Consider the following 25021-nt stretch of genomic DNA (forward strand, 5'->3'; position numbering starts at 1 on the left):
GGCAGTCCTACTGTGTGCACGTTCACACATTCGTAACCGGCGTCACAACGAGCCGTAATGTGTGCACGTGCACAGGCCTTTGACCAGGAGTTTTATGAACACGGGAATTAGCCTCGGCTGCGACTACAACCCGGAACAGTGGTCGCCCGACGTGTGGCGCGAGGACGTCGCGCTGATGCGCCAGGCCGGCGTCGACCTGGTCGCCGTCAACATCTTCGGCTGGTCGAACCTGGAGCCGAGCCCCGGGCGCTACCACTTCGACGACCTCGACGAGGTCGTCGGCCTGCTGCACGACAACGGCATCCGGGTGAATCTGGGCACCGGCACGTCGTCGCCGCCGCCGTGGCTCAGCACGCTCTACCCGGAGATCCTGCCGGCCGCGGCCGACGGCACCGTCCGGTTCCCCGGTGGCCGGCAGGCCTGGTGTCCCAGCTCCCCGGTGTTCCGGGACCGGGCCTACGAGCTGGTGGACCGGGTCGCCCAGCGTTACGGCAACCATCCGGCGGTCGCGCTCTGGCACGTCTCCAACGAGCTGGGCTGCCACAACGCGCTCTGCTACTGCGAGGTCAGCGCCGAGGCGTTCCGCGAGTGGCTGCGCAGCCGCTACCGTAAGATCGAGACGCTGAACGAGGCGTGGGGGACCTCGTTCTGGAGCCAGCGTTACGGCGACTGGGCCGAGATCCAGCCGCCCCGGCTCGCGCTCTCCCTGCGCAACCCGGCCCAGATCGTCGACTTCCACCGGTTCAGCTCCGACGAGCTGCTCGCCTACTACCGGGGCGAGGCCGCCATCCTGCGCCGGCACTCCCGGACACCGGTCACCACGAACTTCATGGTCACCGCCCACATCCGCAACCTGGACTACTGGTCCTGGGCGCCGGAGATGGACGTGATCGCCAACGACCACTACCTCGATCACCGGCTGGGTGACCCGGTCGCCGAGCTGTCCTTCGCCGCCGACCTCACCCGCGGGCTGGCCGGCGGCGCGCCCTGGATGCTGATGGAGCAGTCGGCCGGCGCGGTCAACTGGCAGCCGCACAACCTGACCAAGGCGCCCGGCGAGATGCTGCGCAACTCGCTCACCCACGTGGCCCGCGGCGCCGACTCGATCTGCTTCTTCCAGTGGCGGGCCTCGGCGCAGGGCGCCGAGAAGTTCCACTCGGCGCTGCTGCCGCACGCCGGCACCGACACCGTCGCCTGGCGGGAGGTGCTGAAGCTCTCCGAGACGCTGGACCGGATCGGCGAGGTGGCCGGCACCCGGGTGCAGTCCGACGTGGCCGTGCTCTTCAGCTGGGAGTCGTGGTGGTCGGCGGAGGGCGAGGCCCGGCCGTCGCAGGCGGTGCGTTACCTCGACCAGGTGCACGCCGCGCACCGCGCGCTGCGGGGCCTGGGCGTGACGACCGACGTGGTCTCCCCGGACGCCGACCTCAGCGGCTACCGGCTGGTCGTCGTGCCGTGCCTCTACATGGTCGGTGACCCGGCCGCCGAGCGGATCGCCGACTACGTACGCGACGGCGGGAACCTGCTGGTCACCTTCTTCAGCGGGATCGTCGACGAGCGGGACCGGATCCGGCTCGGCGGCTACCCGGGCGCCTTCCGGGAGGTGCTGGGGGTGCTGGCCGAGGAGTTCGCGCCGCTGCTGCCGGGCCGTGAGGTCGCGCTCAGCAACGGGGCGACGGGCTCGCTCTGGACCGAGCGGCTGCGGACGACCACCGCGGAGACGATCGCGACCTACGTCGACGGGCCGCTCCCGGGGGTTCCGGCGATCACTCGCAACGCCTACGGCGCCGGCAAAGCGTGGTACGTCGCGACCGCGCTCGATCTGCGTGAGGTCCTCGAGGACGCTGTCCGGGACGCCGGGGTGCAGACCCAGGGCAACGCGGACGTGGAGGTGGTCCGCCGGGCCGGGGAGAGCGGCAGCTACCTGTTCGTCATCAACCACGGCACGGATCCGGTCGAGATCGATGCCACCGGGCTCGATCTGGTCACCGGTGAGCCGGTCCGCGGACTGCTGAACATCCCCGGCGGCGGCGTGAGCGTGATCAAAGAATGAAAAAGGCGCTGCTCTTCTTCATCATGCCGTTCGGCCTGCTCTTCACCGCTTTCTACCTGCTGCCGATCGGTTACGCCATCGTGCAGTCGCTGTACAAGGTGGAACGCACCGGCACGTTCGGTCCGGCCCGTGAGGTCTTCGGCGGCCTGGCCCAGTACCAGCGGGTCTTCACCGACGGCCCGTTCTGGGAGTCCATCGGGCGGGTGCTGCTCTTCGGGATCGTGCAGGTCCCGATCATGCTCGGGCTCGCGCTGGTCCTGGCCCTGCTGCTCGACTCGGGGCTGGTCAAGGGACGGCGCTTCTTCCGGCTGGCGTTCTTCGTCCCGTACGCGGTCCCCGGCGTCGTCGCCGCGATCATGTGGGGCTTCCTCTACTCGCCGAACCTGTCCCCGTTCACCGCGGTCACCACCAGCGTCGACCTGCTCTCCGCCGACCTGGTGCTGTGGGCCATGGCGAACGTGGTGACCTGGGTCTACGTCGGCTACAACATGCTGATCATCTACTCGGCGCTGCTGGCCGTCCCGACCGAGGTCTACGAGGCCGCGCGGATCGACGGCGCCGGGCAGTTCCGGACCGCGTGGTCGATCAAGATCCCGCTGGTGATGCCGGCGATCGTGCTGACCACGGTCTTCTCGATCATCGGCACCCTGCAGCTGCTCGCCGAGCCGCAGGTGTTCCGCGCCTTCAGCTCGGCGGTGTCCAGCACCTACACGCCGAACCTGACCGTCTACTCCACCTCGTCCATCCCTAACTTCAACCTGGCCGCCGCGTTCTCGGTGGTCCTGGCGCTCGCCACCTGCCTGCTCTCGTTCACGTTCCTCAAGGTCACCCAGCGGGGAGGCGACCGGTGAAGCGCATCCCGCCCATGGTGATCATGGGAGTCGCGACCCTGTACTTCCTGGTCCCGATCTGGTGGCTGCTGGTCGGCGCGTCCAAGACCCGCAGCCAGTTCGTCAGCACCGAGCCGCTGTGGTTCGCCGACTTCGCACTGGTCGACAACGTACGGGAGCTCTTCGCGTACCGGGACGGGGTTTTCCTTCGCTGGCTGGGCAACAGCATCGTCTACACCGGCGGTGCGGCCCTGCTCGGCACCCTGCTCGCCGCCATGTGCGGTTACGCGCTGGCGAAGTATCGCTTCCCGGGACGGGAAGCGATCTTCAATGTGGTGCTCAGCGGCGTGCTGGTCCCGGCCACCGCGCTCGCCCTGCCGCTCTTCCTGATCTTCAGCCAGTTCGAGGCGACCAACACCTTCTGGTCGGTCTTCCTGCCCAGCCTGGTCAACCCGTTCGGGGTCTACCTGGCCCGGATCTACGCCACCGCGAGCGTGCCGGACGAGCTGCTGGAGGCGGCCCGCCTGGACGGCTCCGGCGAGATCCGGACGTTCTTTCAGGTCTCCAGCAAGCTGATGTTCCCGGCCCTGGTCACCATCTTCCTGTTCCACTTCGTCGCGGTCTGGAACAACTTCCTGCTCCCGCTGATCATGCTCGGCGAGGAGCGGCTCTTCCCGGTGACGCTGGGCCTCTACTCCTGGAACACCCAGGTGAATCAGGTCCCTGAGCTGCGCATGTTGGTGATCACCGGCGCGCTCGTCTCGATCGTGCCGCTGGTGGTCGCGTTCCTGCTGCTTCAGCGCTTCTGGCGTAACGGCCTCGGTGCCGGCGCCGTCAAATGAAAGGAGAAAAAATGCGTTTTCCGATATGTCTCGCGCTGACTTCCGTCCTGGCCCTGGGCGCCTGTTCGTCAGGCGGCGACAGCGGTGACAGCGGTGCGCAGGCCACGAGCTGCGCACCTTCCGAAGGCGCCGTCACGCTGAACTACACCACCTGGATCCCCGGGATCGAGAAGGTGGTCAAGGCCTGGAACGACAAGAACCCGAACATCCAGGTCAAGGTGCAGACCGGCCCGAACGGCAACGGCGGCACCTACCAGAACTTCTTCAACCAGCTGAAGGCCGGCAACGCCCCCGACCTCGGCCACATCGAGTACGACGCGCTGCCCAGCTTCCGCGTGCAGGACGGCCTGCTGAACCTGGCCGACTGCACCGAGGTGACCGCCGCGAAGGACCAGTTCGTCGAGTGGACCTGGAACCAGGTCACCTTCGGTGAGGAGAACTCGGTCTTCGGCATCCCGCAGGACGCCGGCCCGATGGCGCTGTTCTACCGCAAGGACCTGTTCGAGAAGAACAACATCCCGGTGCCGACCACCTGGGACGAGTACGCGGCGGCGGCCGAGAAGGTGAAGGCCGCCGGCGGCTACATCACCAACTTCTCGCAGAGCGACATCAACCAGTTCGCCGGTCTGGCCTGGCAGGCGGGTGGCCGCTGGTTCGGCAACGACGGCTCGAAGTGGACCGTCAGCATGACCGACGAGAACACCACCAAGGTGGCGAACTACTGGCAGGGCCTGCTCGACAAGAAGCTGGTCTCGACGGTGCCGCCGTGGACCACCGAGTGGGACAACGCCTACAACACCAGCAAGGCGTGGACCTGGGTGTCCGCGGTGTGGGGCGCCAACTCGATCATGTCGGGTGCGCCGGACACATCCGGCAAGTGGGCGGTCGCGCCGATGCCGCAGTGGACCTCGGGCGGCACGGTCGCCGGTAACTGGGGCGGCTCGTCGACCGCCGTCTTCAAGGGCTCGAAGCACCCGTACGAGGCGGCGAAGTTCGCGCTCTGGCTGAACACCTCCGAGGAGGCGCTGACCCTGCTGAACAAGGAGGCGCAGCTCTACCCGGCGACCAAGGCCGGCGCATCGTTGCCCGCCCTGAAAGAGGGAGTGGCGTTCTACGGCGGTCAGAAGATCTACGATGTCTTCGCGCAGGCCTCCACCCAGGTCGCGCCCGACTTCGTCTGGGGACCGACGATGACCTCCACCTACGCCAGCGCCTCGGACGGCTTCAAGAAGGCCGTCTCCGGCAGCGGCACCCTGGTCGACGCGCTCAAGGGCGCGCAGACCTCGACCGTCGACACCCTCAAGTCCCAGTCCATCCCGGTCGCCGAGTGACCGTGCTCCACCTGCGCGCCGCGGGCGCCAGCCTCGTGCTGGACGCCCGCGGCGCCGCCGTTCCCGCGATCCTGCACTGGGGCGCCGACCTCGGGGACGTCCCGCTCGACGCGCTGGCCGACGCCCTCGTCCCGGCCGTTCCGCCGAGCTCCATCGACGTACCGTTGCGGTTGTCGCTGCTGCCATCCCTCTTCGAGGGATGGACCGGCCGGCCGGCCCTGCAGGCCGAGTTCCGGCTGGTCAGTGCCCACGCCGACGGCAACACCGCAGTCGTACGGTGTGCGAGCCCCGATTCCACGCTGGAGGTGCGGACGGAGCTGGAGTTGTCGCCGGAAGGCGTGCTGCGGATCCGGCACCGCCTGACCAACCGTGGTCCCGCTCCGGTCGGGGTGCCGGGGCTCGACGTCGTGCTCCCTCTGGCCGCCGAGGCCTCGGAGCTGCTGGACTTCACCGGGCTGTGGTCGCACGAGCGGCAGCCGCAGCGTGGCCCGTTGCGGCACGGCGTATGGAGCCGGGAGAGCCGGCACGGCCGCCCCGGTCACGACGACGCGTTCCTGCTGATGGCCGGCGAGCCCGGCTTCGACTTCCGGCGCGGCCGGGTCTGGGCGATCCACCTGGCGTGGAGCGGCGACAAGCGGATCTGGGCGGAACGTTCCGCGCTCGGCCACAGCGTCCTCGGCGCCGGCGAACTGCTCGCCCCGGACGAGATCCGCCTGGCGCCGGGTTCCTCCTACGAGACGCCCTGGCTCGTCGCGGTCTTCTCGGAGACCGGCGTCGACGGCCTCTCCGACCGTCTGCACCCGTGGATCCGCGCCCGTTCGCCGCTGCGCCTGCCGCGCCCGGTGGTGCTGAACACCTGGGAGGCGGTCTACTTCGACCAGGATCTCAGCGTGCTCAGCGACCTGGCCGACGCCGCCGCGGCCGTCGGCGTCGAGCGCTTCGTCCTGGACGACGGCTGGTTCACCGGCCGCCGCGACGACAAACGCGCCCTCGGCGACTGGCACGTCGACCCCGCGGTGTGGCCGGACGGTCTGCACCCGCTGATCTCCCGGGTCCGTCGCAACGGCATGGACTTCGGCCTCTGGGTCGAACCCGAGATGATCAGCCCGGATTCGAGGCTGGCCGCCGCCCACCCGGACTGGATCCTCGACCACGGCCCGACCTGGCGCTGGCAGCGGGTCCTCGACCTGAGCGTGCCCGAGGCCTACGACTATCTGCTCACCCGGATCTCCGCGCTGCTCACCGAGTACCCGATCGCCTTCCTGAAGTGGGACCACAACCGGGACCTGCTGGTGCCCGGGGTCGCGCACCGGCAGACCACCGCGCTGTACCGCCTGCTCGCCGCGCTGCGGGCGAGATTCCCGCACGTGGAGATCGAGAGCTGCGCCTCCGGCGGGGCCCGCATCGACCTCGGCATCCTCGACCTGGTCGACCGGTTCTGGACCTCGGACACCAACGATCCGCTGGACCGGCAGCGGATCCAGCGGTGGACCAGTGTGCTGATCCCGCCGGAATACCTCGGCGGGCACCTGGGCGCGGGCACCGCGCACGTCACCGGGCGTACCTCGGATCTCGGGTTCCGCCTGGCCACCGCCCTGTTCGGCAGCGCCGGCATCGAGTGGAACCTGACCGCCGCCACGCCCGCCGAGCGGGCTCGGATCGCCGCGTGGGTCGCCGAGCACAAGCGGCTGCGCCCGCTGCTGCACTCCGGCCGGGTGGTCCGCGCCGGCGACCACCTGCACGGTGTGGTCGCCCAGGACCGCACGCAGGCGGTCTTCGCCCTGGTCACCGTGGGCTCGCCGACGGTCGCGCTGCCGCCGCCGGTGCGGTTCCCCGGCCTCGACCCGGACCGGCTCTACACGGTCCGGCCGATCGGCACACCGCCCCGGGTGGTCCAGGACGCCCCGCCGGCGTGGCTGGCCGCCGGCTCGGTGACGCTGCCCGGCCGGGTGCTCGCCGAGGTGGGCCTGCCCGTGCCACTGCTGGCGCCGGAGCAGGCCCTGCTCCTCAGCGTGGACGGCTAGCTGGTCGCGGCCGGAACCGGCACGTCGTCCGCGTAGTCCGGCTCGGTGCCGTCCGGCGACGCCCAGATCACCACGACGCCGCCGGCGAGCGGCGCCACGTCGAACACGATCCACGTGCCGGGCAGTTCCGAGGCGGGCGTCTCCAGCGACTTCGGGCCGACCCGGTAGCCGGCGGTCTGCCCGTTCGCGCTCAACCGGCGGCGCACCTCGGACACCCGCTTGCCGACCAGCGCGTCCAGCTCGGCGGTCTGCCCGGGGGTGAGGACCGGTGCGTCGCCCGCGACGGACTCGCCGGGCAGCGGGGCGCGGCCGAAGACGATCCGGGCATGCCCGCGGTAGGAGAGCGGGACCTGTACGCCGACGGCGCAGTTGCCGTTGGCGGTGCAGTTCCCCGGTGCCTCGATCGGCTTGATGCCGTCCTGGTCGTGCTCCTGGAAGACCACCCGGCCGACCGAGCCGGCTTCGGCCGCGGCCAGCGAGAGTTCGATGTCGAGGCCGCGCGCCGTGAGTTCCTGCCGGTATCGCTGCGGGTCGGCGGCCGGGTCGAGGATGCGGATGTCGAGGTACTCGTCGTGGGTGGTGATCTGAAGTGCGGCCCGCGCCGGGGCCGTTCCGCCCGGGGCCGACTCCGGCAGCCACACCCCGGCGGCCACCACGGCGGCGGCCAGGCCGGCCACCAGCGTGCCACCGATGGCCAGGCGCGGCGGTGCAGGCGGATGCGGGCGGCGTTCGCCGAGCAGTCGAGGGCCACGGCCAGTTCCTCGGCGGACAGTCCCTCCCAGGCGACCAGGCGCAGGATCTCCTGGTCGGCGGCGCTGAGGGTGGCGAAGGCCGCGGAGATGTCGGCGGGTACCTCGGGGGCGGTCACGATGGCGGCGCCGAGCTCGTGGCGCAGCCGGGCGGCGAGGTCATGGTCGCGGCGGATCGCGCGGTGCCGGTTGGCCAGCACGTTACGGGCCACCCCGAACAGCCAGGGACGGCCGTTGCCGGCCGGGATGGCGGCGAACCGTTGCCACGCGATGAGGAAGGTGTCGGCCACCACGTCGGCGGCGATCTCCGGCCGGCCGGTGCGGCGCAGAACGTACCGGAGCAGATCCTCGTAGCAGGAGCGGTAGAGACGTTCGAAGAGGGCGGCGTCGGGCGCGCGTGCCAAGGTGGCTCCTTCGACTAGGTGATGCCGGGCGGTCACCGCCCCGCATCACCTACATGTCTGTCACCCCGGCGGCATTTCATCGAAAGCCATCGAACTCAGGTGTCGGTCTCCAGCCGCATTTCCAGGCGCGTGGCGCCGGTGAGGCAGAGGAAGACCCGGTCCGGGGTGCGGACCAGGCGCAGGACCGGGTCCTCGCAGTTCGGGCAGCGGCCGACCAGGCCGGGCGCCGGCTCCCACACCCGCAGCGTCGCCACCGCGCCGGCGTGACCGCACCCGGCACAGGTGAAGATCACGCCCGTCATGTCCGCCGCGAAGACCTCACGCAGGTCACCGGCGAGGGAGTTACCGTCCAGCTCCATCACGCACCCCTCTCATCAGGCGCCCCCGAAACGCTCGGTCCGGATTTTCGTGGGATCGTGCCCGAGAGCGACCAGGATGTCCGCGGCGGTCTCGACGAACGAGGTGGGGCCGCACACGAAGCAGTCCGGCTGGAAGTCCGGCGGCCAGCCGTGCGAGTTGATCGTCGCCACGTCGATCCGCTTCGGCGGGACCGGCCAGCCCTCCGGCGCCTTGCGGGTGTAGACGAAATGCACGTCCAGACCCGGATCGTCGCGCACCCGCCGGCGCAGCTCATCGGCGTAACAGGCGTCCTCGGGCGTGCGCACCGAATAGATCAGCCGGAACGGCTGCCGGCCGCGCACCTGGCCGCGGGCCCGGATCATCGCCATCAGCGGCACCACACCGGAGCCGCCGCCGATCAGCAGCACCGGCGCCGGCTGCTTCTCCCGCCAGACGAACCAGCCGCCCACCGGGCCACGCAGTTCGAGCTGGTCACCCTTCTCGACGACATCCGTGAGGTACGGCGAGACCTCGCCGTCCGCCAGCCGTTGCACGGTCAGCTCGACCCGGCCGCCCTCGCTCCAGGCCGAGGCGATCGAGTAGCTGCGCTGGGCGGAGTAGCCGTCCTCGGCGGTCAGCCGGATGTCGACGTGCTGGCCGGGCAGGTGCCCCGGCCAGTCGGGCACGTCGAGCACCAGCGTGCGGGCCGAACTCGTCTCCCACCGGGCGTCGGCGACCGTGGCCACCCGCCAGTTGATTCGTCGGTTCTTCATTGGTTCTCCGCCGCGGGAAAGCACGAGTCGCGCATGGTCAGTCGCCGTGGTAGCGCTGCTCGGACCAGGGGTCGCCGTACATGTGGTAGCCGGCGGCCTCCCAGAAACCGGGCTCGTCCTCGGGCATCATCCGCAGCCCGTTGACCCACTTCGCCGACTTCCAGAAGTACAGGTGCGGGATGAGCAGCCGGGCCGGCCCGCCGTGCTCCGGGTGCAGCGGCTCGCCGTCGAACTCGTACGCGATCCAGGCCTTGCCGTCGAGCAGGTCCTCGACCGGCACGTTGGTGGTGTAGCCGCCGTAGCTGTGCGCCATCGCGTAGTCGGCGGCCGACTCGACGTCCTCCAGCAGGGTGTCCAGCGAGACGCCCTTCCAGCCGGTGCCGAGCTTGGACCACTTGGTCACGCAGTGGATGTCGACCGTGATCTCCTCGGCCGGCAGCGCGGTGAACTCGTCCCAGTTCCACGTGTGCTTGTCACCGGTCTCGGTGACGATCGAGAACTGCCAGCGGTCGAGCGGGATCCGCGGGGTCGGCCCGGCGGAGAGCACCGGGAAGTCATGCGTCAGGTACTGGCCGGGTGGCAGGTCGGGCGACGAGTCACGACGTCGCCCGCCGAAGCCGCGGGAGATGATGCCCATGAGGTATGAGTAAACCTCACGGGCACCCCCGTCGGGCAAGGGAAACTCAGGCCTTGACCGTGCCGCTGGTCACGCCCCGCACCGTCGCCGAGTTCGCCAGCACGACCCGATAGCTGCCGCCGCTGACCAGCCCGGTCACCTTCCGGGCGGCCGTCGCGGGGTACTTCTTCACGGTCGTCCAGCGCTTGTTGACGTAGCGCTGCACGGCCATGCTCTGCCCGGAGGCGCCGCTGATCCGTACGGTGATCGCGCCCTTGCAGGCCCGGCTCGCGGTGACCACCGCGCGGACCGTGTAGTCGACGGTGGCCGTGACGGCGGTCTGCGGCACGCTCAGGCGGGCGCGGAAGGCGCCGGTCGCGGTCCGGGTGAGCGACACCGCCCCGTTGCCGTCGGTCCGCGCGTTCGTGCAGGTCCAGGAGCCACCGGCGGCGGAGAAGCAGGCCGACACGGCGTGGTTCGCCAGCGGGTCGCCGCCGGCGCGCACGGTGAACGCGGTGACGGTCCGGGTTCCGTACGTCACCGACCGGCTCGCCGCGCCGCGGCTGATCTCCGGCTGGACCGCCTCGACGGCCCGCTCGACGCCGAAGGCGGCGGCCGCGTCGATCCGGCCGTGCCCGTAGTCGGTGTCGAACCCGGCCGGCCCGGAGTCCACCGCGGAGCCCTCGATGGCCGCTTCGACCTGGTCGGGGGAGAGGCCCGGGTCCTTGCCGAGCAGCAGCGCGGCCACCGCCGCGACGTGCGGCGCGGCCATCGAGGTGCCGCTCATCAGCGCGTACTCGTCGCCGGGGACGGTGCTCAGGACGTGGCTGCCCGGTGCGGCCACGTCCACGTAGGAGCCGGCGTTGGAGAACGGGGCGATCTCGCCCCGGGCGCCGGTCGCGGCGACCGCGATGACCCCCTCGTCGGCGGCCGGATAGCTGGTCGGGCTGCCCTTCGCCCGCTCGTTGCCGGCCGCCGCGACGACCGTGACGCCCTGGCGGCGGGCGTACCCGATGGCGGCGGTCACCGACTGGGTCCGCTCGTGCGCGCCTAGCGACATGTTGATCACCCGGGCGCCGTGGTCGGTGGCCCAGACGATGCCCTCGGCGGTGTCCGACATCCAGCCGCTGCCGTCGGCGCCGAGCGCCTTCACCGGCAGGATCCTCGCGTCCGGGGCGATCCCGGCGACGCCCCTCCCATTGCCGGTGGCGGCCGCGATGGTGCCGGCGACGTGGGTGCCGTGCCCGTTCGCGTCGGTGTTGCCCCCGGCCGTGTTCCGGATCGCGTCGTAGCCGGTCAGGACCTGGCCGGCCAGGTCCGGGTGGTTGCCGTCCACCCCGGTGTCGATCACGGCCACGGTCACGCCGGCGCCGGTCGACTGCCGCCAGGCCGTGGCGACCCCGATCGCGTCGAGGTCCCACTGCTCGCCCCGGTACGGGTCGGAACCCGTCGCGCGGACCGGGACGTCGACCTCCACGCCGGCCCCGGTGCGCGACGCGACGCTCACCGGCGGGGAGGTCGTCTCGCGGACGCTGAACACCGGCCGGCCGCTCGCGTCCAGGGTGGTGGTGACCACCCGGTACGAGACCGGGCTGAACGCCTGGCTCCCGGTGGGGAGGGCGAAGGCGCCCAGAGTCGCCGCCGTGGCCACCGCGAGGGTGCCGGTGAGAAGTCGCCGCACGTGCCGTCCTTAGCTCGGTGGGGTCCCGCGTACATCGGCAAAGGTCCAGCGGGAGAAGTGCTTTCCGGGGACCGTCGGGTTGCGGTTCGGGTGCGGCGTCAGGCCCGGACCCTGGCGCTGGTCGTGCCGCGCACGGCCGGCGTGCTCGCCAGCACCACCCGGTACGTCCCGCCCCGGACCAGCTTGGTCACCTTGCGGGAGGGGACCGCCGCGTAGGTCCGCACGGTCGTCCAGCGCTTCTTCGAGTAGCGCTGGACGGACATCCGCTGGCCGGTGGCGCCGCTCACCCGTACCGTGATGGCGCCGTTGCCGGAGCGCACCGCGGTGACCCGGGCCTGCACGCCGTAGCTCGCGGTGGCGGAGGCCGCCGCCGAGCCCGCGGCGGCCGGCAGGTAGAGACGGGCGCGGAACGCGCCGGTCGCGGTGCGGACCAGGGTGTACCGCCCGGCCGCGTCGGTCGTCACCGGGGAGCAGCGCCAGGCCCCGCCGCCGGCCGAGACGCAGGCCGAGGCCGCCCGGCCGGCCAGCCGCCGGCCCTCGACGCTCGCGGTGAAGGTCGTGCTGGTACGCGTGCCGTAGGCGACCGTCCGCGCGCTGACGTCGGTGACGACCCGCTGGCCGAGCGAGGCGAACGCCGCGGCGACGCTGAGACGCCCGCTGCCGTAGTCACGGTCCGGCCCGCGGGCTCCGAGGTCCACCGCGGTGCGTTCCAGCGTGTGCTCGATCTGGTCCGGGGTGAGCGCCGGCCGGTAGGCCTTGAGCAGCGCGGCGGCGGCCGCCACGTGCGGCGCGGCCATCGAGGTGCCGCTCATCGCGCCGTACCCGCTGCGCCGCACGTTCGTCGGATAGGTGTTGAGGATCTCGCTGCCGGGCGCCGCGAGGTCGACGTAGCCGCCCGCGTTGGAGTAGTACGCGTACCGGTCGGCGGCGTCGGTGGCGGCCACCGCGATGACGCCCGGGTCGGCCGCCGGATAGCTGACCGGGCTGCCCTTGGTCCGCTCGTTGCCGGCGGCGGCCACCACGGTGACCCCCTTGCCGCGGGCGTAGGCGATCGCGGCGGTCACCGCGCCGAGCTGCTCGTGCGTGCCCAGCGACAGGTTGATCACCTGGGCGCCGTGGTCCGCGGCCCAGACGATCCCCTCGGCGGTGTCCGACATCCAGCCGCTGCCGTCGGCCGCGAGCGCCTTCACCGGCAGGATCCTGGCGCCGGGGGCGACGCCGGCGACCCCGACGCCGTTGCCGGTCACCGCGGCGATCGTGCCGGCCACGTGGGTGCCGTGCCCGTTCGGGTCGGTGTTGCCGCCCGCGACGTCCCGGATCGTGTCGTAGCCGGTGAGCACCTTGCCGGCCAGGTCCGGATGGCTGCCCTGCACCCCGGTGTCGATCACGGCGACCGTGACGCCCGCTCCGGTGGAGCGCGGCCACACAGCGGTCGCGCCGACCTTCGCGAGATTCCACTGCGAGCTTCGGTACGGGTCGGTGCCGGCCAGTGCCCGCACCGGGACGTCGGTCTCCACCCCTTCCAGGCTCGCCGCCCGCGCCCCGCCGGCCGACTCGTGCACGGTGAACACCGGCCGCCCCTCGCCGTCGAACGAGGTGACCACGGTGCGTACCGGTTCCGCCTCGTCCGCCTGGGCGCTCGCGGGCACCCCGGCCACGCCCAGGGCCATCGTCAACGTGCTGAGAAGAAGTTGTCGCACCTTTCGAAGGTGATCGCGGCGCAGTGCGATCCGGGCTGTGCTGGGTAGCGGTCAGGGTGCGGCCATAGACTCGGGATCATGCCGCTGACTGGTGAGTACGCGCCCAGCTCCTCCGACTGGGCCCGCGAGCAGGCCGAGAAGTACGAGGCGACCGACGGCGCCACGGCGAACACGATCATGGGCAAGCCGATCATCGTGATGACGTCGGTCGGTGCGAAGACCGGGCTGTTGCGCAAGACCGCGCTGATGCGTGTCGAGCACGACGGCGAGTACGCCGTGGTCGGGTCGCTCGGAGGCGCCCCGAAGAACCCGGTGTGGGTCCACAACATCCGCAAGAACCCGCACGTCGAGTTGCAGGACGGGGCGGAGAAGCACGACTACGAGGTCCGCGAGGTCTCCGGCGACGAGCGGGAGGTCTGGTGGGAGCGGGCGGTCGCCGCCTACCCGCCGTACGCGGAGTACCAGACCAAGACCGACCGCCTCATTCCGGTGTTCGTCCTGACCCGACGGTGAATCACGGCACTCGACCGTGGGAAAACGAGATGCTGATCGGCCGGTCGGCTCGGATCATGGACAGATGCGTGTACCGCACCAGTCCGTGGACCGGTCCGCCGGCCGCCCGGCCTTCGCCCTGCCGCTGGCCGGCTCCGTCGACGACGACGACCGGCTGGTGGACGTCGTCGACCTGCTGGCCCTCGACGCGTTCGTTACCGGGCGCGAGCCGTTCGGGCGGACGAAATACCTGGAGAACCTGCGTGCCGACGCGCCGCTGACGATCCCGGACGCCCGGCTGGTCCGGGAGGCGAAGGACGACGACGGCCACGGCCGGCTCAGCGTCGGCGACGGCTGGTCGCTGCACGTCACCCGGTGGAAGCAGAGCCGGCGGGCCCGGGTCGAGGTCACCGCGATCAGCGCCGAGCTGGCCGACCGGGTGCTGGCCGAGGCCATCGCGGACGCCTGCGACGAGCCCGAGCCGGTCCCGGAGAGCGTGCCGATCGGGTTCTGGCACCAGGGCCCGCACGGGCCGCGCCGGATCGAGCGGGAGATCGGCGCGACCCCGTGGCCGGAGATCCGCCGCAACTACTCCGGTCCGGTCGCCGACACCCTGGAGCGGTTGATGGCGATCGACGCCTCGTCGGTCAACGGCCGTCTCCTGCTGCTGCACGGCGAGCCCGGCACCGGCAAGACCACCGCGCTGCGGGCCCTGGCCCAGCAGTGGCGGTTCTGGTGCCAGGTGGACTGCGTGCTCGACCCGGAGCGGCTCTTCGCCGACCCGGCCTATCTGATGAACGTGGCGCTGGGCAGCGACGACGGCGGCCCCAAGTGGCGGCTGCTGATGCTGGAGGACTGCGACGAGCTGATCCGTGGCGAGGCCAAGGCCAGCGCCGGGCAGGCACTGTCCCGGCTGCTCAACCTCACCGACGGGCTGCTCGGGCAGGGCCGCAACGCCCTGATCGCGATCACCACGAACGAGGACCTGTCCGCGCTGCACCCCGCCGTGGTCCGGCCGGGACGGTGCCTGGCCAGCATCGAGGTGGGCCGGTTGTCGTACGCCGAGGCGGTCGCCTGGCTGGGCACGGCCGACGGCGTCGGGCCGGACGGCGCCACCCTCGCCGAGCTGTTCGCCCTCAAGACCGGCGCCGCACCGGTCACCGTGCCGAAACAGGAAACCGTGATCGGCGGCATGTACCTCTAGGTTTGCTCAGATCAGCTCCAGCACGGGTCCTTCGTGCACCGCACGGTAGATCGTGTTGCGGATCGCGTTGGCCTGGTCCGAGCCGAGGGTGCGGTCGATCGGCCGCAGGACGATCCGCACCAGCAGATTGACCTGGCCGGGGAGTGTTCCCAGGCGGGTTCGCGCGGCGCCGGGCAGCGACTCGTGGGAGGTGCGGCTGAGCACCTCGACCGACTCCACGACGTCCGCGTCGGCGCCGAGCGCGGTGCGGATCCGGTCGCCCAGGGTCTCCTCGTCCTCGTCGGCCGACACGACCACGGAGATGTCGCGTCTGGCCGACGGCAGCGGTGAGACATGCTGCCACGGATCCAGGGTGAGCATCTGCGCGGCGATCCGGGGATCCTCGGCCCGCAGATACCGGATGTCCGGGACGGATTTGCGCAGCATCAGCGCGCGCTCCAGTCCCATGCCGAGCGCCAGTCCCGACCAGCGCCGCGGGTCCAGGCCCGAGCCGCGCAGGACGTCCGGGTGGATGCGCCCGCACTCGGCGAGCTCCAGCCACTGGCCGTGGTGCCGCACGTCGATCTGCCGCCCGCCAACGGTGTAGGGATGCGTGACGTCGGAGACCGTCCACTCCGCACCCGGCAGGACCGCGCCGACCACCAGGCCGATCATCCGGAGCATCTCGCCGTCGCCGGTCTCCCCAGCGTCCCGGATCCGCCAGAGATCCACCTGGTGCGGTTCGCCGACGTGGTGGCGATCGACCACGTCGCGCCGGTAGACCGGGCCCGGCGCGACGATCAGCTCGTCCACGCCGGTGCGATCCCGGTAGTCCTCGAGCGCGGTGGGCATCTCGGCGCTCATGTGGCTGCGCAGCATCGCCGTCGGGCTGACGTAGCGGGTGTAGCGGCGGTCCCGGGTGACGTCGTGGGCGTTGTAGCCGAGCCGGTCGTAGTTCTCGCGCACCGACACGACGGGCGAGTTGCGCACGAGCCGGACGGTGCTGCCCCAGGTGGTGCGCAACGCGGTGACGACCGCGTCGAGAAGGATCTGGACCGCGTGCGCGCCCTGCGCCGGGTCGGTCAGATCGCGCAGGTGAAGTGCACGGGTGAGCTGGTCAGCAGTGAGATAGGTGCGGTGTGACATCAGAGGCCTCCAGAACGGTGTGGGCGGAAGATGATCGACTTCCCCCGGCCGTGCCCGCGGAGACCTGGCGAGCTGTCAGCGCAGGTCGTCAACCCCGCGGCCGGTTACCGGCCGGGGGTCACGAAATCGCTGCTGCCACCGCATGACCCGAGAGTACTGGTGGTCGCTGCCGCCTCGCGAGGCGTTTCCGCCTCGCGAGGCCCGCGGGTCAGGCGCGCACCGAGCCGCTGGTCACGCCCTGCACGGTGGCGGTGCCGGCCACCACGATCCGGTACGTGGCCCCGCCGGCCAGACCGGTGATGGTCCGCTCCGCCTCGGTGGGGAACGTCTCGACCGCGGTCCACTGGCCGGCGGCGTAGCGCTGCAGGGTCATCGTCTGCCCGGCGGCGCCGGTGACCTGCACGGCGAGGGTGCCCTTCGCGACGCGGGTGACCGTCGCCGCCGCCTTCACCGTCCGGGTCGCCGTCGCCGACGCACCGGTGTTGGCGTCGCCCGCGGTGACGACCAGCCGGACCCGGAAGGCGCCGGTCGCGGTGCGGGTGTCGGTGTAGGTGCCGTCCACGGTGGTCCGCACCGGGGCGCAGGTCCAGGCCTCGCCGGCCGGCGCGACGCAGATCGACGCCGGCTTGTCCGCCCAGGCCGCCTCGTCGCCGGCGACGGTGAACGTGGTCGCGGCCTCGGTGCCGTAGGTGACCCGCTGGGTGGCGACGTCCGCGGTGATCGCGATCCGGACCGGAGCGGGCGCGGGCGTCTCCGACGCGCTGGGCTCCGGCGACGCGCTGGTCGGCTCCGGCGACGGCGAGGTGGGCTCCGCCGACGGTGTGGTGGGCTCCGGCGACGGCATGGTGGGCTCGGCTGACGGCGTCGTGGGCTCCGGCGACGGCATCGTGGGCTCGGTCGTGGGCGCGGCCGTCGTCGGCTCCACAGCCGGCGCGGCCGCCTCCAGCGCCGCCGCCGCGTCGATCCGCCCGTAGCCGTAGTCGTCGTCCCGGCCCGCGCTGCCCAGATCCACGGCGGACGTCTTCAGCACGCTCTCCACCTCGTCCGGCGTGATCCCCGGACGCTGCGCCACCAGCAGCGCCGCGACCGCCGCCACGTGCGGCGCGGCCATCGACGTACCCGAGAGCCGCCCGTAACCGGGGGCGTGCCGAGCCGTCGGATAGGTGCTGACGATCCCGCTGCCCGGCGCGGCCACGTCCACGTAGCCACCGGCGTTGGAGTAACTCGCCACCGCGTCGGCCGAGTCGGTGGCCGCCACCGCGATCACGCCCTCGTCCGCCGCCGGGTAGTTCACCGGGCTACCGGCCGCGCGGCTGTTCCCCGCGGCGGCCACCACGACGACGTTCTTGCTGCGGGCGTACCCGATCGCGGTGCTCACCGTCCCGGTCTGCCCGCTCGACCCGAGGGACATGTTGATCACCCGGGCGCCGTGGTCGACGGCCCAGACGATGCCCTCGGCCACGTCGGACATGTATCCCGAGCCGTTCCGGCCCATCACCTTGACCGGCAGGATGCTCGCGTCCGGGGCGACGGCCGAGATGCCGATGCCGTTGCCGGTCGACGCCGCGACGGTGCCGGCCACGTGGGTGCCGTGGCCGTTCTCGTCGGTGCTGACACCCGCGGTGCCGGCGATCGCGTCATATCCGGGCAGCACCCGGCCGGCCAGGTCCTCGTGCGCGGCGTCCACCCCGGTGTCGATCACCGCGACCGTCACGCCGGCGCCGGTCGACCGCTGCCAGGCGGCCGGCACCCGCAGGGTGTCCATGTCCCACTGCAACGACCGGTAGCGGTCGGTCTCGCCGAGCGTCTTGACCACGGCGTCGATCTCGACGCCGACGGTGTTCCGGTCCCGCTGCGCCTCGCGGACCAGACCGGTCGCGCCGGCCCGGTCGGTAGCCTCGGCGACCGTGACGACCGGCCGGCCGTCCGCGTCCAGGGTGGTGGTGACGACCCGCGCCGGCTGGGCGGGCGAGACGACGGCGGGCACCACCGTCTCCGGGTTCGCGGTCAGCCCGTAGGTGACCGGCGCCCACTCCGCCGTTCCGGTGGGCAGCGCGTAGGCGCTCACGCCCGCGATCGCCAGCGCCGCCAGAGCACCCGCGAAGATCCCGCGCTTCATCCATCCACCTCTCGTCGACAGCGGCGCCGAACGGCGCCGCGTCGACCACTGTGCGGGCGGAGAAGTGCGAGACCGGTCGCGGCTCGGGTGCGAAAGGCCTGCCGGTCACTCCGGCACGTTGCCGGCCTCACCCCCTACCCGGTACGGCGTGCTGACGTCCGCATAGGCCAGGTGGGCGTTCAGCCCCTCCGGGACGTGCTCCAGGTGGTGGCAGTGATCCGCCCAGATGCCCGGGTTGTCGGCGACGAACGCGATCTCGTAGCGGTCCCCGTCGGCCACGTCGAGCGAGTCGATCCACCACGGGCTGCCGGTGGCGGCCACCCCGTTGCGGCTGAGCACCACGGCGTGGTGGCCGTGCAGGTGCATCGGGTGCACCTCGCCGCTGACGTTGCGGAGCGTCATCCGGACCACGTCGCCGGTGCGGACCATGAACATCGGGATGTCCGGGAAGAGCCGGCCGTTCACGGTCCACCACATGCCGGGCCTGCCGTCGAGGAAGCCGATCCGCCGCCCGATCCGGTAGTCGAAGTTCCGCGACGCCCGCCCCGGATCGAACCCGAGGGGCGCCGGTGACCCGTACGACAGAAGGTCGACAAGCTCGCGCGGCTCCGGGGAGGCCTCGCCCGGTCCGGCGGCGGCGCCACCGCCGACGTCCACCCGGCCCGGCGCGGTGAATGCCAGATCGACCCGGCCGCCGGCCGTGACCAGCACGGCCTTGCCGGTGACCGGTGTGGGCTGGTGCAGGTCACGGCCGTCCACGGCGACTATTCGGTACGCCGCCCCGCTCACCCAGACCCGGATCGGCCCGGCATCCGTGTTGATCACACGGACCCGCACCGGCGTACCCGCAGCGGCCGGAAACTCGGAGACGCCCGGCTTCCCGTTGATCGTGCGGCGCCCCTGATAGGTGTGCACCTGCACGACCGGGTCGTCCGGACCGGCAGAGATGATCAGCGCGCCGAACAGCCCGCCCCGGACCTGCTCGTGGGAGACCTGGTGGGAGTGGTACCAGTAGGTGCCCGCGTCCCGCGCGACGAACCGGTAGACGTGCCGCCCGCCGACCGCGACCGCGTCCTGGGTGATGCCGGCGACGCCGTCCTCACCGTTGGGCACGTCGACGCCGTGCCAGTGCAGGGTCACCCCGGCCGGCACCGACTCGTTGACCAGCGTCACCTGGATCAGGTCACCCCGCTCGGCCCGGATCTCCGGGCCGGGTGAGGAGCCGTTGAGGGTGTAGCGCTCGCCGTCCTGCCGGGCGGTCAGCGTGACGTCGACCGCCGGGGTGCCGGACGGTCCACGCAGGTCAGCGACGCTGATCCCGTCGCTGTGCCGGTGTGCCGCGGCCGGTCCGCCGCCGTAGTCGGGATAGCCCATGGCGGCCATGTCGTAGGTGCCGGGGACCAGGCTGTCGTACCAGAACCAGGCGAGCGGGCCGAGCACGACGAGGGCCGCCACCGAGGCGATGGCGGCCCGGACGCTGGTGCGCATGTCCTCAGGAGACGGTGGCCGGCTCAGCCGGAACCGTGGTTCCGGCCTCGCGGGCCTTGCGGGCGGCGACCCCGGCGACCCCGGCGACGGCGAACGCGTTGACACCGTGCAGCAGGCCCACGATCGGGGCGGCGAAGCCGGCGAAGGCCAGCACGACCTGCAGAATCGTCACGCCGAGAGTGATCGCGGCCCACTTCACGCCGCCCGGGACGCGGGCGAAGAACGACACGATCAGCAGGAGCAGGGCGAGCAGCGGCATCACCATGACGCCGATCTGGCCGTGCGCGACGTGCGCCCAGTTGTTCTCGGAGTTCTTGTCCAGGACCGTGCCGGAGTCGAGGTCGTTGAGGACCAGGAACCAGGCGCCGGCGATCACGGCGGCCTGGACGACGACGCCGAGCGCGATGAGCATGGCGAGAATTCGGTAAGTGGTTCGCACCGCCTCAGCATCGATCCGGCTCGACGGGCGGGCAATACGACCGGAAGCGTATTTCCTGGTAGGACGTACGACGTGGGGCGCAGACACGCAACGAGCCCGCTACCCCGGCGAGGGGCGGCGGGCTCGAAAGACGTGGCGACTCAGCTGCGCTCGTAGGTCAAGCAGTCGGCCTTGTCGGCGGAGGCGCCCACGGTGATCGCCGGGGCACGGCACTCCAGGTTCTCGTTGTACTTGCAGTCGGCCCGCTTGCAGGCGCCGACCTGAGCGGTGGCCACACCCATGCCGCCCTGCTCGCCCGAGTTGATGAAGGTGTCGCACTCGGCGGTGCTCATGCTGCCGATGGTGATCGCGAAGGCGGTACAGCCGTCATGGTTGTAGCCGCATTCGGCGACGGTACAGGTCTGCACGCGCGGCATGTTCATCATCTGCGTCATGGTTACCAGCTCCCTCGATGGTTTATCGGCCTCCCGCCGACCATAACTCCGTTCCGGAGCAATTTCCATGTCGTTTAATGATGTTGCTGTTAAAGGTTCGTATCCTTAGGTAAGGCAGTCCTAAGCGCGGTCAGGTAAGGCAAACCTAAAATGGCCTTTACGCATACTCCCAGGTCAGCGCCGGTGCAGCGATCGCATTCGACGTGATGTTTATCCATGGATTCGCCGGGTAAATCTTATCCGCCGAGCGGGGGCCGTGTGACTGAAGAATTGTCGGTGCACCGAGCCGGTCGCTGATCTCGGCAATCCAATCTTCGGGCCGGTGCAGATTGTCCGGGCGAGCCCGGAACAGCCGCCGGGTGAGGCTTTCCTGGTGTTCCAGGTCGCGTGGCGGACCGGGATCGATCCGGTCCCAGATCTCGCCGTCGACCCGGTACGACGTGCACACCCGCAACCCGGCACAGCGCTCCGGCGCGTCGAGGTGGGTGACCGCCAGCGCGTCGACGCCGCCGGCCACCTCCACGGCGTACCGGTGGGCGACCGCGTCGAAATGGCCCACCCGGAACTCGCCCTGCCAGGTGTCCCGGCCGTTGTGCGCCTCCGGCAGATCCAGGTCGGGCGCCTCGGTGACGAACGGACCCGCCCCGTGCCGGGTGGTGTAGGTGCGCACCACCCCGAGCCGCCGGAACGACGGGCAGAGCGCGGCCACGTTGTCGAACGTGGTGGTGGACCAGGTCGTGTGCGGGTGCCAGCCGCGCCACTCATCGAGCAGCACCCCCTGCGCGCCCTCGAAGACGCACGGGCCCCCGGCGAGCAGGCGGTCGGTGAAGTCGCCGCCGACGATCCGGACCGTCCGGCCGAACGCGGTGAAGGCGTCGACCACGTCGTCCAGGGACTCCTCGCAGTCGCCGAGAGCGTCGCGGACGGCGGACAGCCGGTGCCGCAGGCGACGGGGCGAGAGGGTGTCGGCAACCCTGGGGGCGTCCGGGGTGCTCAGCGCGTACGCCATCGTCTCGCCGACGCCCATGCCGCACGAACCGTGACGCTGCCTGACCTCCCTGCGGTGGTTCGCCGCGCGATGCCACGGAGTGGCGAGCAGGGCGTCGCCATCGACCGTGAGCAGGTGAAACGGGTTGCCGAGCGCCCGCGCCTCGGCGGCCAGCGCGAGTGGGTCGACCACGCAGAAGCGGGTCAGGTGGGTCGGCACCCCACGCAGCGTGCCCGAGCCGAACTGGGCGAACGTGTGATGCCGGCCGTCCTCGGTGATCACGTTGTGCGCGGCCTGCGCTCCGCCGTTGAACCGGATGACCGCGTTGATCCTGTGCTCGAGGCACAGCGTGTCGACGACCGTGCCCTTGCCGGCGTCGCCGTAACCCAGATCGACGACGGCGATGTGGTCCGTCACAACCGCTGGTTGCCGCCGGGGCCGGCGGTGATCTCGAACGGGGCGTCCCGCACGATCGGGTTGCGCTGCAGCCGGGACAGCGCCCGCCCGACCGAGCCGCCCTTCGCCGAACCGACGTCGGACAGGTCGGCGATGCCCTCGTCCAGGTCGATGGCGTCCTCGCCGAGGCCGACGGTCAGCGCGATCGTCTCGCAGACCGCGTCCAGGTCGTCGAGTTCCAGGACGTTCTGCCCGAGCAGCGATTTCCAGCGGCCCAGCACCTCCTTGTCGCCGCCCCAGCCGGCCGCCGTCGGGAGGATGTAGTAGATGTCGTACTTGCGGCGGAGCTCCGCGACGATGTCTTCGACGCTGATCTTCCGGGGCAGGTCGTCGCCGATGACCGCCTTCACCTCGCGCGGCTTGACGAACGGGTACGGCATCTCGTCGCCGATCAGGAAGAGATAACCGCGCCGCCCCCGGTTGATCATCGAGTCCAGGACGGTGTGCCGGGCCATGAAGTAGAGCGCCAGCTCGTAGGACTCGTGTTTCTGCCCGCCACCGCCGCCTTCGAGGACGATCCGGGCCAGGTCCTCGTCCATCCGGTTGTCCGACTCGAACTGGCCGATCTGCAGCGGCGCCCGGTCACACGTGGCGTCGCCGATCGCACCGAACATGATCTGCGGGTCGATCGCGTAGTTCTTCCTGGTCAACAGGCCCAGCAGCTGCGGCAGCTTGGTCTGCAGCACCCGCGGCACGTTCCCCATCGAACCGGTCACGTCGAAGAGGACGGCGATCGGCGTGCTGAACGGGTGCTCGTCGGAATCCCGGCTCTCCCGCATGAAAACTCCCTGCGGGTCCAGCTCGGGGTGCACCGTGCGGGCGCCGCCGTCGCTGTACGCGAACGCGCTCTGCCCGCGCGCGGCCCGGTAGTCGGCTGCCGCGGTGTAGACATCGGTGGACCAACGTCCGCTGCCCATTGTCGTCCTCCTCAGATCCCGATGATTTCGTCCAGTTCGGCCAGGAGCGCCCAGGCATCCTGAGGCCGCATCCGCGGCGCTTGATACATGCAGCCGGCGGCGAATCTGCGCAGTCGCGCGGGCATGTCGTCGTTCAGCAGCCGCACCATCAGGCCGGTGGCCATGTAGATGTCGGTGGCTTCGGTGGCGATCCGGTCGGTCAGCACCTCCGGCGGGTAGGCGATTTCCCTCGCCTTCACTATCGCCTTCGGTCGATGCCCGGAGTAGCACCAATCGATGAGAACCAGCCCCCGATGTTCGGGGTGGATCAGGATGTGCGGCTCCAGAATCGCGCCGTGCACGACGCCGGCGCGGTGCGCCCAGCCGAGCGCGACGAGCAGTTTGCGCCAGATCCAGATGCTGTCGCTCAGCGTTTCCGTCTCGTTGAGCGGCCGCATCCCGCGCTGGTGTTTGATCACGTTGATCGTGCGTCTGCGGTGCTCGCGGTCCTCGTGGGTGAAGGTTTCGAGCAGCTTCGGGGCGTAGGCGCGGAACCGCGGATCGCCGTCCGTCCGCAGTCTGCGGAGGGCGTCGGCCTCGGTCTGCATGAGGTCGCTGTCGGCCGGATCGCGCGGGATCTTGAGCAGGGCATCGGTGTCGGTCGCGTAGAGATCGGCGAGGTCGCCGGAGGCGAAAGTGTCCTCGATCCGATAGATGCCGGTCGGCGTCCGCAGGGTCCGCTGCCGGCCCTGCGGGTCGTGCCCGCTTTGCCCTGCCTGCCGGCCCTGCGGGTCGTGCCCGCTCTGCCGTGCCTGCCGGCCCCGCCCGCTCTGCCGTGCCTGCCGGCCCTGCCCGCTCTGCCGGCCCTGCCCGCTCTGCTGGTCGTGCTCGCTTTGCCGGGCTTGCTCGCTGTGGTGCCCGGGCCGCTGCTCGCTGTCGCGTTCCCGGTGCCGCTCGCTCTCGCGGTGCTGGTTGTACAGCGCGGAAAGCCTGGCGAAAGCCTGCGTCGCGGTTGCGCGCCGCGCCGCGCCCACGGTGTCCGGGTGGACCAGCTTCACCCATTTCCGGTACGCCTGTGCAGGCTCCATGCCCGCAGTGGAGAGATCACTGAACCGTTTCGCCGCCATGATCCGCGGCAGCGCCTCGTCGAAGGCGCTCGTGTCCCATCGCTGGGTGCTGCGGAGCGCGCTCATCGGTTCCGCCGCCTCCACGTGCGGCGGTGACGTCCCCGGTAGTGGCGCGGCCGCTTCTGCGTCGTGGTCATCTCACCCGGTCCTCCCTGGTCGGCCGGAGCAGCGCCGGGTGCAGCAGGCGAGCGTCGCCGGCCCGGTAGAGCTTGGCCCGCGGCCCGCCGCGCTCCCCGCCGCGGGCGGTGGTCTGCCCGGTGGCCTCCACGAAGCCCGGCACGCTCAGCACCTTGCGATGGAAGTTCCCGGCGTGCAGCTCCTCGCCCCAGACGGCGGCGTACACGTGCCTGAGCTCGCTGATCGTGAACTCCGCGTCGGTGAAGGCGGTGGCCAGCGGGGTGTACTCGAGCTTGTCCCGGGCGCGTTCGAGGCCGTCGGCGAGCACGTCGTCGTGGTCGAAGGCCAGGTCCTTGGCCTCGTCGACCGGCACCCAGTAGGCCCGCGCGGCGTCGGAGCCGGCGGTCGGCTCCGGCAGCCGCGGGGCGAAGGCGAGGTAGGCGACCGAGATGACCCGCATCCGGGGGTCGCGGTCCGGGTTGCCGTAGGTCTTGAGCTGCTCCAGGTGAACCCGGTCCAGCTCGCCCTGTCCGGGTGTCAGCCCGGTCTCCTCGGCGAACTCCCGGAGCGCGGCTTCGTCGAGGGTCTCCTCCTTGACGAAGCCGCCGGGGAGAGCGCGCTGGCCGGCGAAGGGTGGGGCGCCGCGCTCGACGAGCAGCACGCAGAGCTTGCCGTCACGGATCGTCAGCGCGACCACGTCGACGGTGACAGCGACCGCGGGATAGCGCCGCGGGTCGTAGCCGGCCAGGAACCTCGCCTCGTCCATCCCGTGTCCTTCTCTCTGTGAGTCTTACTCG

At 71.2% G+C, this 25021-nt stretch carries 22 protein-coding genes and 1 pseudogene; 7 read left to right on the forward strand and 16 right to left on the reverse strand.

Going from position 1 to position 25021, the window contains the following annotated elements; translation table 11 throughout:
* Positions 1-94: 94 nt before the first annotated feature.
* From AB0F81_RS25780 to AB0F81_RS25800, 5 genes are read left to right on the forward strand one after another with little or no spacing between them, the layout of a single operon-like run.
* Positions 95-2050 (forward strand): beta-galactosidase, encoded by a 1956-nt coding sequence (locus AB0F81_RS25780; RefSeq protein ID WP_360201203.1) that lies wholly within the window; start codon positions 95-97, stop codon positions 2048-2050.
* Entirely contained in the window at positions 2047-2901 is an 855-nt protein-coding gene (locus AB0F81_RS25785) for a sugar ABC transporter permease (protein WP_360201204.1), read from the forward strand. The genes AB0F81_RS25780 and AB0F81_RS25785 overlap by 4 nt, the downstream gene beginning before the upstream one ends.
* A complete protein-coding gene (locus tag AB0F81_RS25790) occupies positions 2898-3722 on the forward strand; it encodes a carbohydrate ABC transporter permease (RefSeq protein ID WP_360201206.1) in 825 nt (274 codons plus the stop codon). Before AB0F81_RS25785 ends, AB0F81_RS25790 begins: the two co-directional genes overlap by 4 nt.
* 11 nt (positions 3723-3733) lie before the next feature.
* A complete protein-coding gene (locus AB0F81_RS25795) occupies positions 3734-5053 on the forward strand; it encodes an extracellular solute-binding protein (protein WP_360201208.1) in 1320 nt (439 codons plus the stop codon).
* The gene (locus AB0F81_RS25800; protein WP_360201210.1) at positions 5050-7077 is read left to right on the forward strand and encodes an alpha-galactosidase; all 2028 of its coding nucleotides are present in this window, start codon (positions 5050-5052) and stop codon (positions 7075-7077) included. Before AB0F81_RS25795 ends, AB0F81_RS25800 begins: the two co-directional genes overlap by 4 nt.
* Here the strand turns inward: AB0F81_RS25800 and AB0F81_RS25805 are convergent.
* The 7 genes and pseudogenes from AB0F81_RS25805 to AB0F81_RS25835 all read right to left on the reverse strand — a co-directional run bounded on the left by AB0F81_RS25805 (position 7074) and on the right by AB0F81_RS25835 (position 13339).
* Positions 7074-7754 carry a hypothetical protein gene (locus tag AB0F81_RS25805; protein ID WP_360201249.1) on the reverse strand — a complete coding sequence of 227 codons (681 nt, stop codon included), beginning with the start codon at positions 7752-7754 and terminating at the stop codon, positions 7074-7076. The two genes, AB0F81_RS25800 and AB0F81_RS25805, sit on opposite strands and share 4 nt — an antisense overlap.
* An 86-nt stretch (positions 7755-7840) precedes the next feature.
* A pseudogene (locus AB0F81_RS25810) lies at positions 7841-8266 on the reverse strand (sigma-70 family RNA polymerase sigma factor); the annotation flags it as partial.
* Between the two features lie 59 nt (positions 8267-8325).
* Complete coding sequence (locus tag AB0F81_RS25815; protein ID WP_360201211.1) at positions 8326-8589, reverse strand: DUF6510 family protein; 264 nt, start codon at positions 8587-8589, stop codon at positions 8326-8328.
* A gap of 15 nt (positions 8590-8604) precedes the next feature.
* A complete protein-coding gene (locus AB0F81_RS25820) occupies positions 8605-9342 on the reverse strand; it encodes a ferredoxin reductase (RefSeq protein ID WP_360201212.1) in 738 nt (245 codons plus the stop codon).
* 37 nt (positions 9343-9379) lie between these two features.
* The gene (locus tag AB0F81_RS25825) at positions 9380-9979 is read right to left on the reverse strand and encodes a sulfite oxidase-like oxidoreductase (RefSeq protein ID WP_360201213.1); all 600 of its coding nucleotides are present in this window, start codon (positions 9977-9979) and stop codon (positions 9380-9382) included.
* Between the two features lie 46 nt (positions 9980-10025).
* The gene (locus tag AB0F81_RS25830; protein WP_360201215.1) at positions 10026-11639 is read right to left on the reverse strand and encodes a S8 family peptidase; all 1614 of its coding nucleotides are present in this window, start codon (positions 11637-11639) and stop codon (positions 10026-10028) included.
* Between the two features lie 98 nt (positions 11640-11737).
* Positions 11738-13339, reverse strand: a complete 1602-nt coding sequence (locus tag AB0F81_RS25835) for a S8 family serine peptidase (RefSeq protein WP_360201217.1) — start codon at positions 13337-13339, stop codon at positions 11738-11740.
* 78 nt (positions 13340-13417) lie between these two features.
* On the opposite strand from AB0F81_RS25835, the gene AB0F81_RS25840 reads away from it, so the two are divergent.
* The gene (locus tag AB0F81_RS25840; RefSeq protein ID WP_360201219.1) at positions 13418-13852 is read left to right on the forward strand and encodes a nitroreductase family deazaflavin-dependent oxidoreductase; all 435 of its coding nucleotides are present in this window, start codon (positions 13418-13420) and stop codon (positions 13850-13852) included.
* A 64-nt stretch (positions 13853-13916) separates the two neighbouring features.
* Positions 13917-15035, forward strand: coding sequence for a DUF5925 domain-containing protein (locus AB0F81_RS25845; protein WP_360201221.1), 1119 nt, complete (start codon positions 13917-13919; stop codon positions 15033-15035).
* 6 nt (positions 15036-15041) lie between these two features.
* On the opposite strand, the gene AB0F81_RS25850 is transcribed toward AB0F81_RS25845, so the two are convergent.
* From AB0F81_RS25850 to AB0F81_RS25890, 9 genes are all read right to left on the reverse strand, one after another.
* Positions 15042-16160: a hypothetical protein gene (locus tag AB0F81_RS25850; RefSeq protein WP_360201223.1), complete on the reverse strand. Its 1119-nt coding sequence runs from the start codon at positions 16158-16160 to the stop codon at positions 15042-15044.
* A gap of 208 nt (positions 16161-16368) precedes the next feature.
* Positions 16369-18279 carry a S8 family serine peptidase gene (locus AB0F81_RS25855; RefSeq protein ID WP_360201225.1) on the reverse strand — a complete coding sequence of 637 codons (1911 nt, stop codon included), beginning with the start codon at positions 18277-18279 and terminating at the stop codon, positions 16369-16371.
* 105 nt (positions 18280-18384) lie between these two features.
* On the reverse strand, positions 18385-19767 hold the full coding sequence (locus tag AB0F81_RS25860; protein ID WP_360201226.1) for a multicopper oxidase family protein: 1383 nt from the start codon (positions 19765-19767) through the stop codon (positions 18385-18387).
* Between the two features lie 4 nt (positions 19768-19771).
* Positions 19772-20206: a hypothetical protein gene (locus tag AB0F81_RS25865; RefSeq protein WP_360201228.1), complete on the reverse strand. Its 435-nt coding sequence runs from the start codon at positions 20204-20206 to the stop codon at positions 19772-19774.
* A 140-nt stretch (positions 20207-20346) separates the two neighbouring features.
* Positions 20347-20640, reverse strand: coding sequence for a DUF1540 domain-containing protein (locus AB0F81_RS25870; protein WP_360201246.1), 294 nt, complete (start codon positions 20638-20640; stop codon positions 20347-20349).
* Positions 20641-20797: 157 nt separating this feature from the next.
* On the reverse strand, positions 20798-22045 hold the full coding sequence (locus AB0F81_RS25875) for an adenylosuccinate synthetase (protein ID WP_360201229.1): 1248 nt from the start codon (positions 22043-22045) through the stop codon (positions 20798-20800).
* Positions 22042-23001: a hypothetical protein gene (locus AB0F81_RS25880; RefSeq protein WP_360201230.1), complete on the reverse strand. Its 960-nt coding sequence runs from the start codon at positions 22999-23001 to the stop codon at positions 22042-22044. The genes AB0F81_RS25875 and AB0F81_RS25880 overlap by 4 nt, the downstream gene beginning before the upstream one ends.
* A gap of 11 nt (positions 23002-23012) precedes the next feature.
* On the reverse strand, positions 23013-24014 hold the full coding sequence (locus AB0F81_RS25885) for a molecular chaperone DnaJ (RefSeq protein WP_360201232.1): 1002 nt from the start codon (positions 24012-24014) through the stop codon (positions 23013-23015).
* Between the two features lie 226 nt (positions 24015-24240).
* A complete protein-coding gene (locus tag AB0F81_RS25890; RefSeq protein ID WP_360201234.1) occupies positions 24241-24990 on the reverse strand; it encodes an NUDIX domain-containing protein in 750 nt (249 codons plus the stop codon).
* Between the last annotated feature and the right edge of the window lie 31 nt (positions 24991-25021).

This window comes from Actinoplanes sp. NPDC024001 (assembly GCF_040638955.1).
In the GTDB taxonomy this organism is placed as follows: Bacteria; Actinomycetota; Actinomycetes; order Mycobacteriales; family Micromonosporaceae; genus Actinoplanes.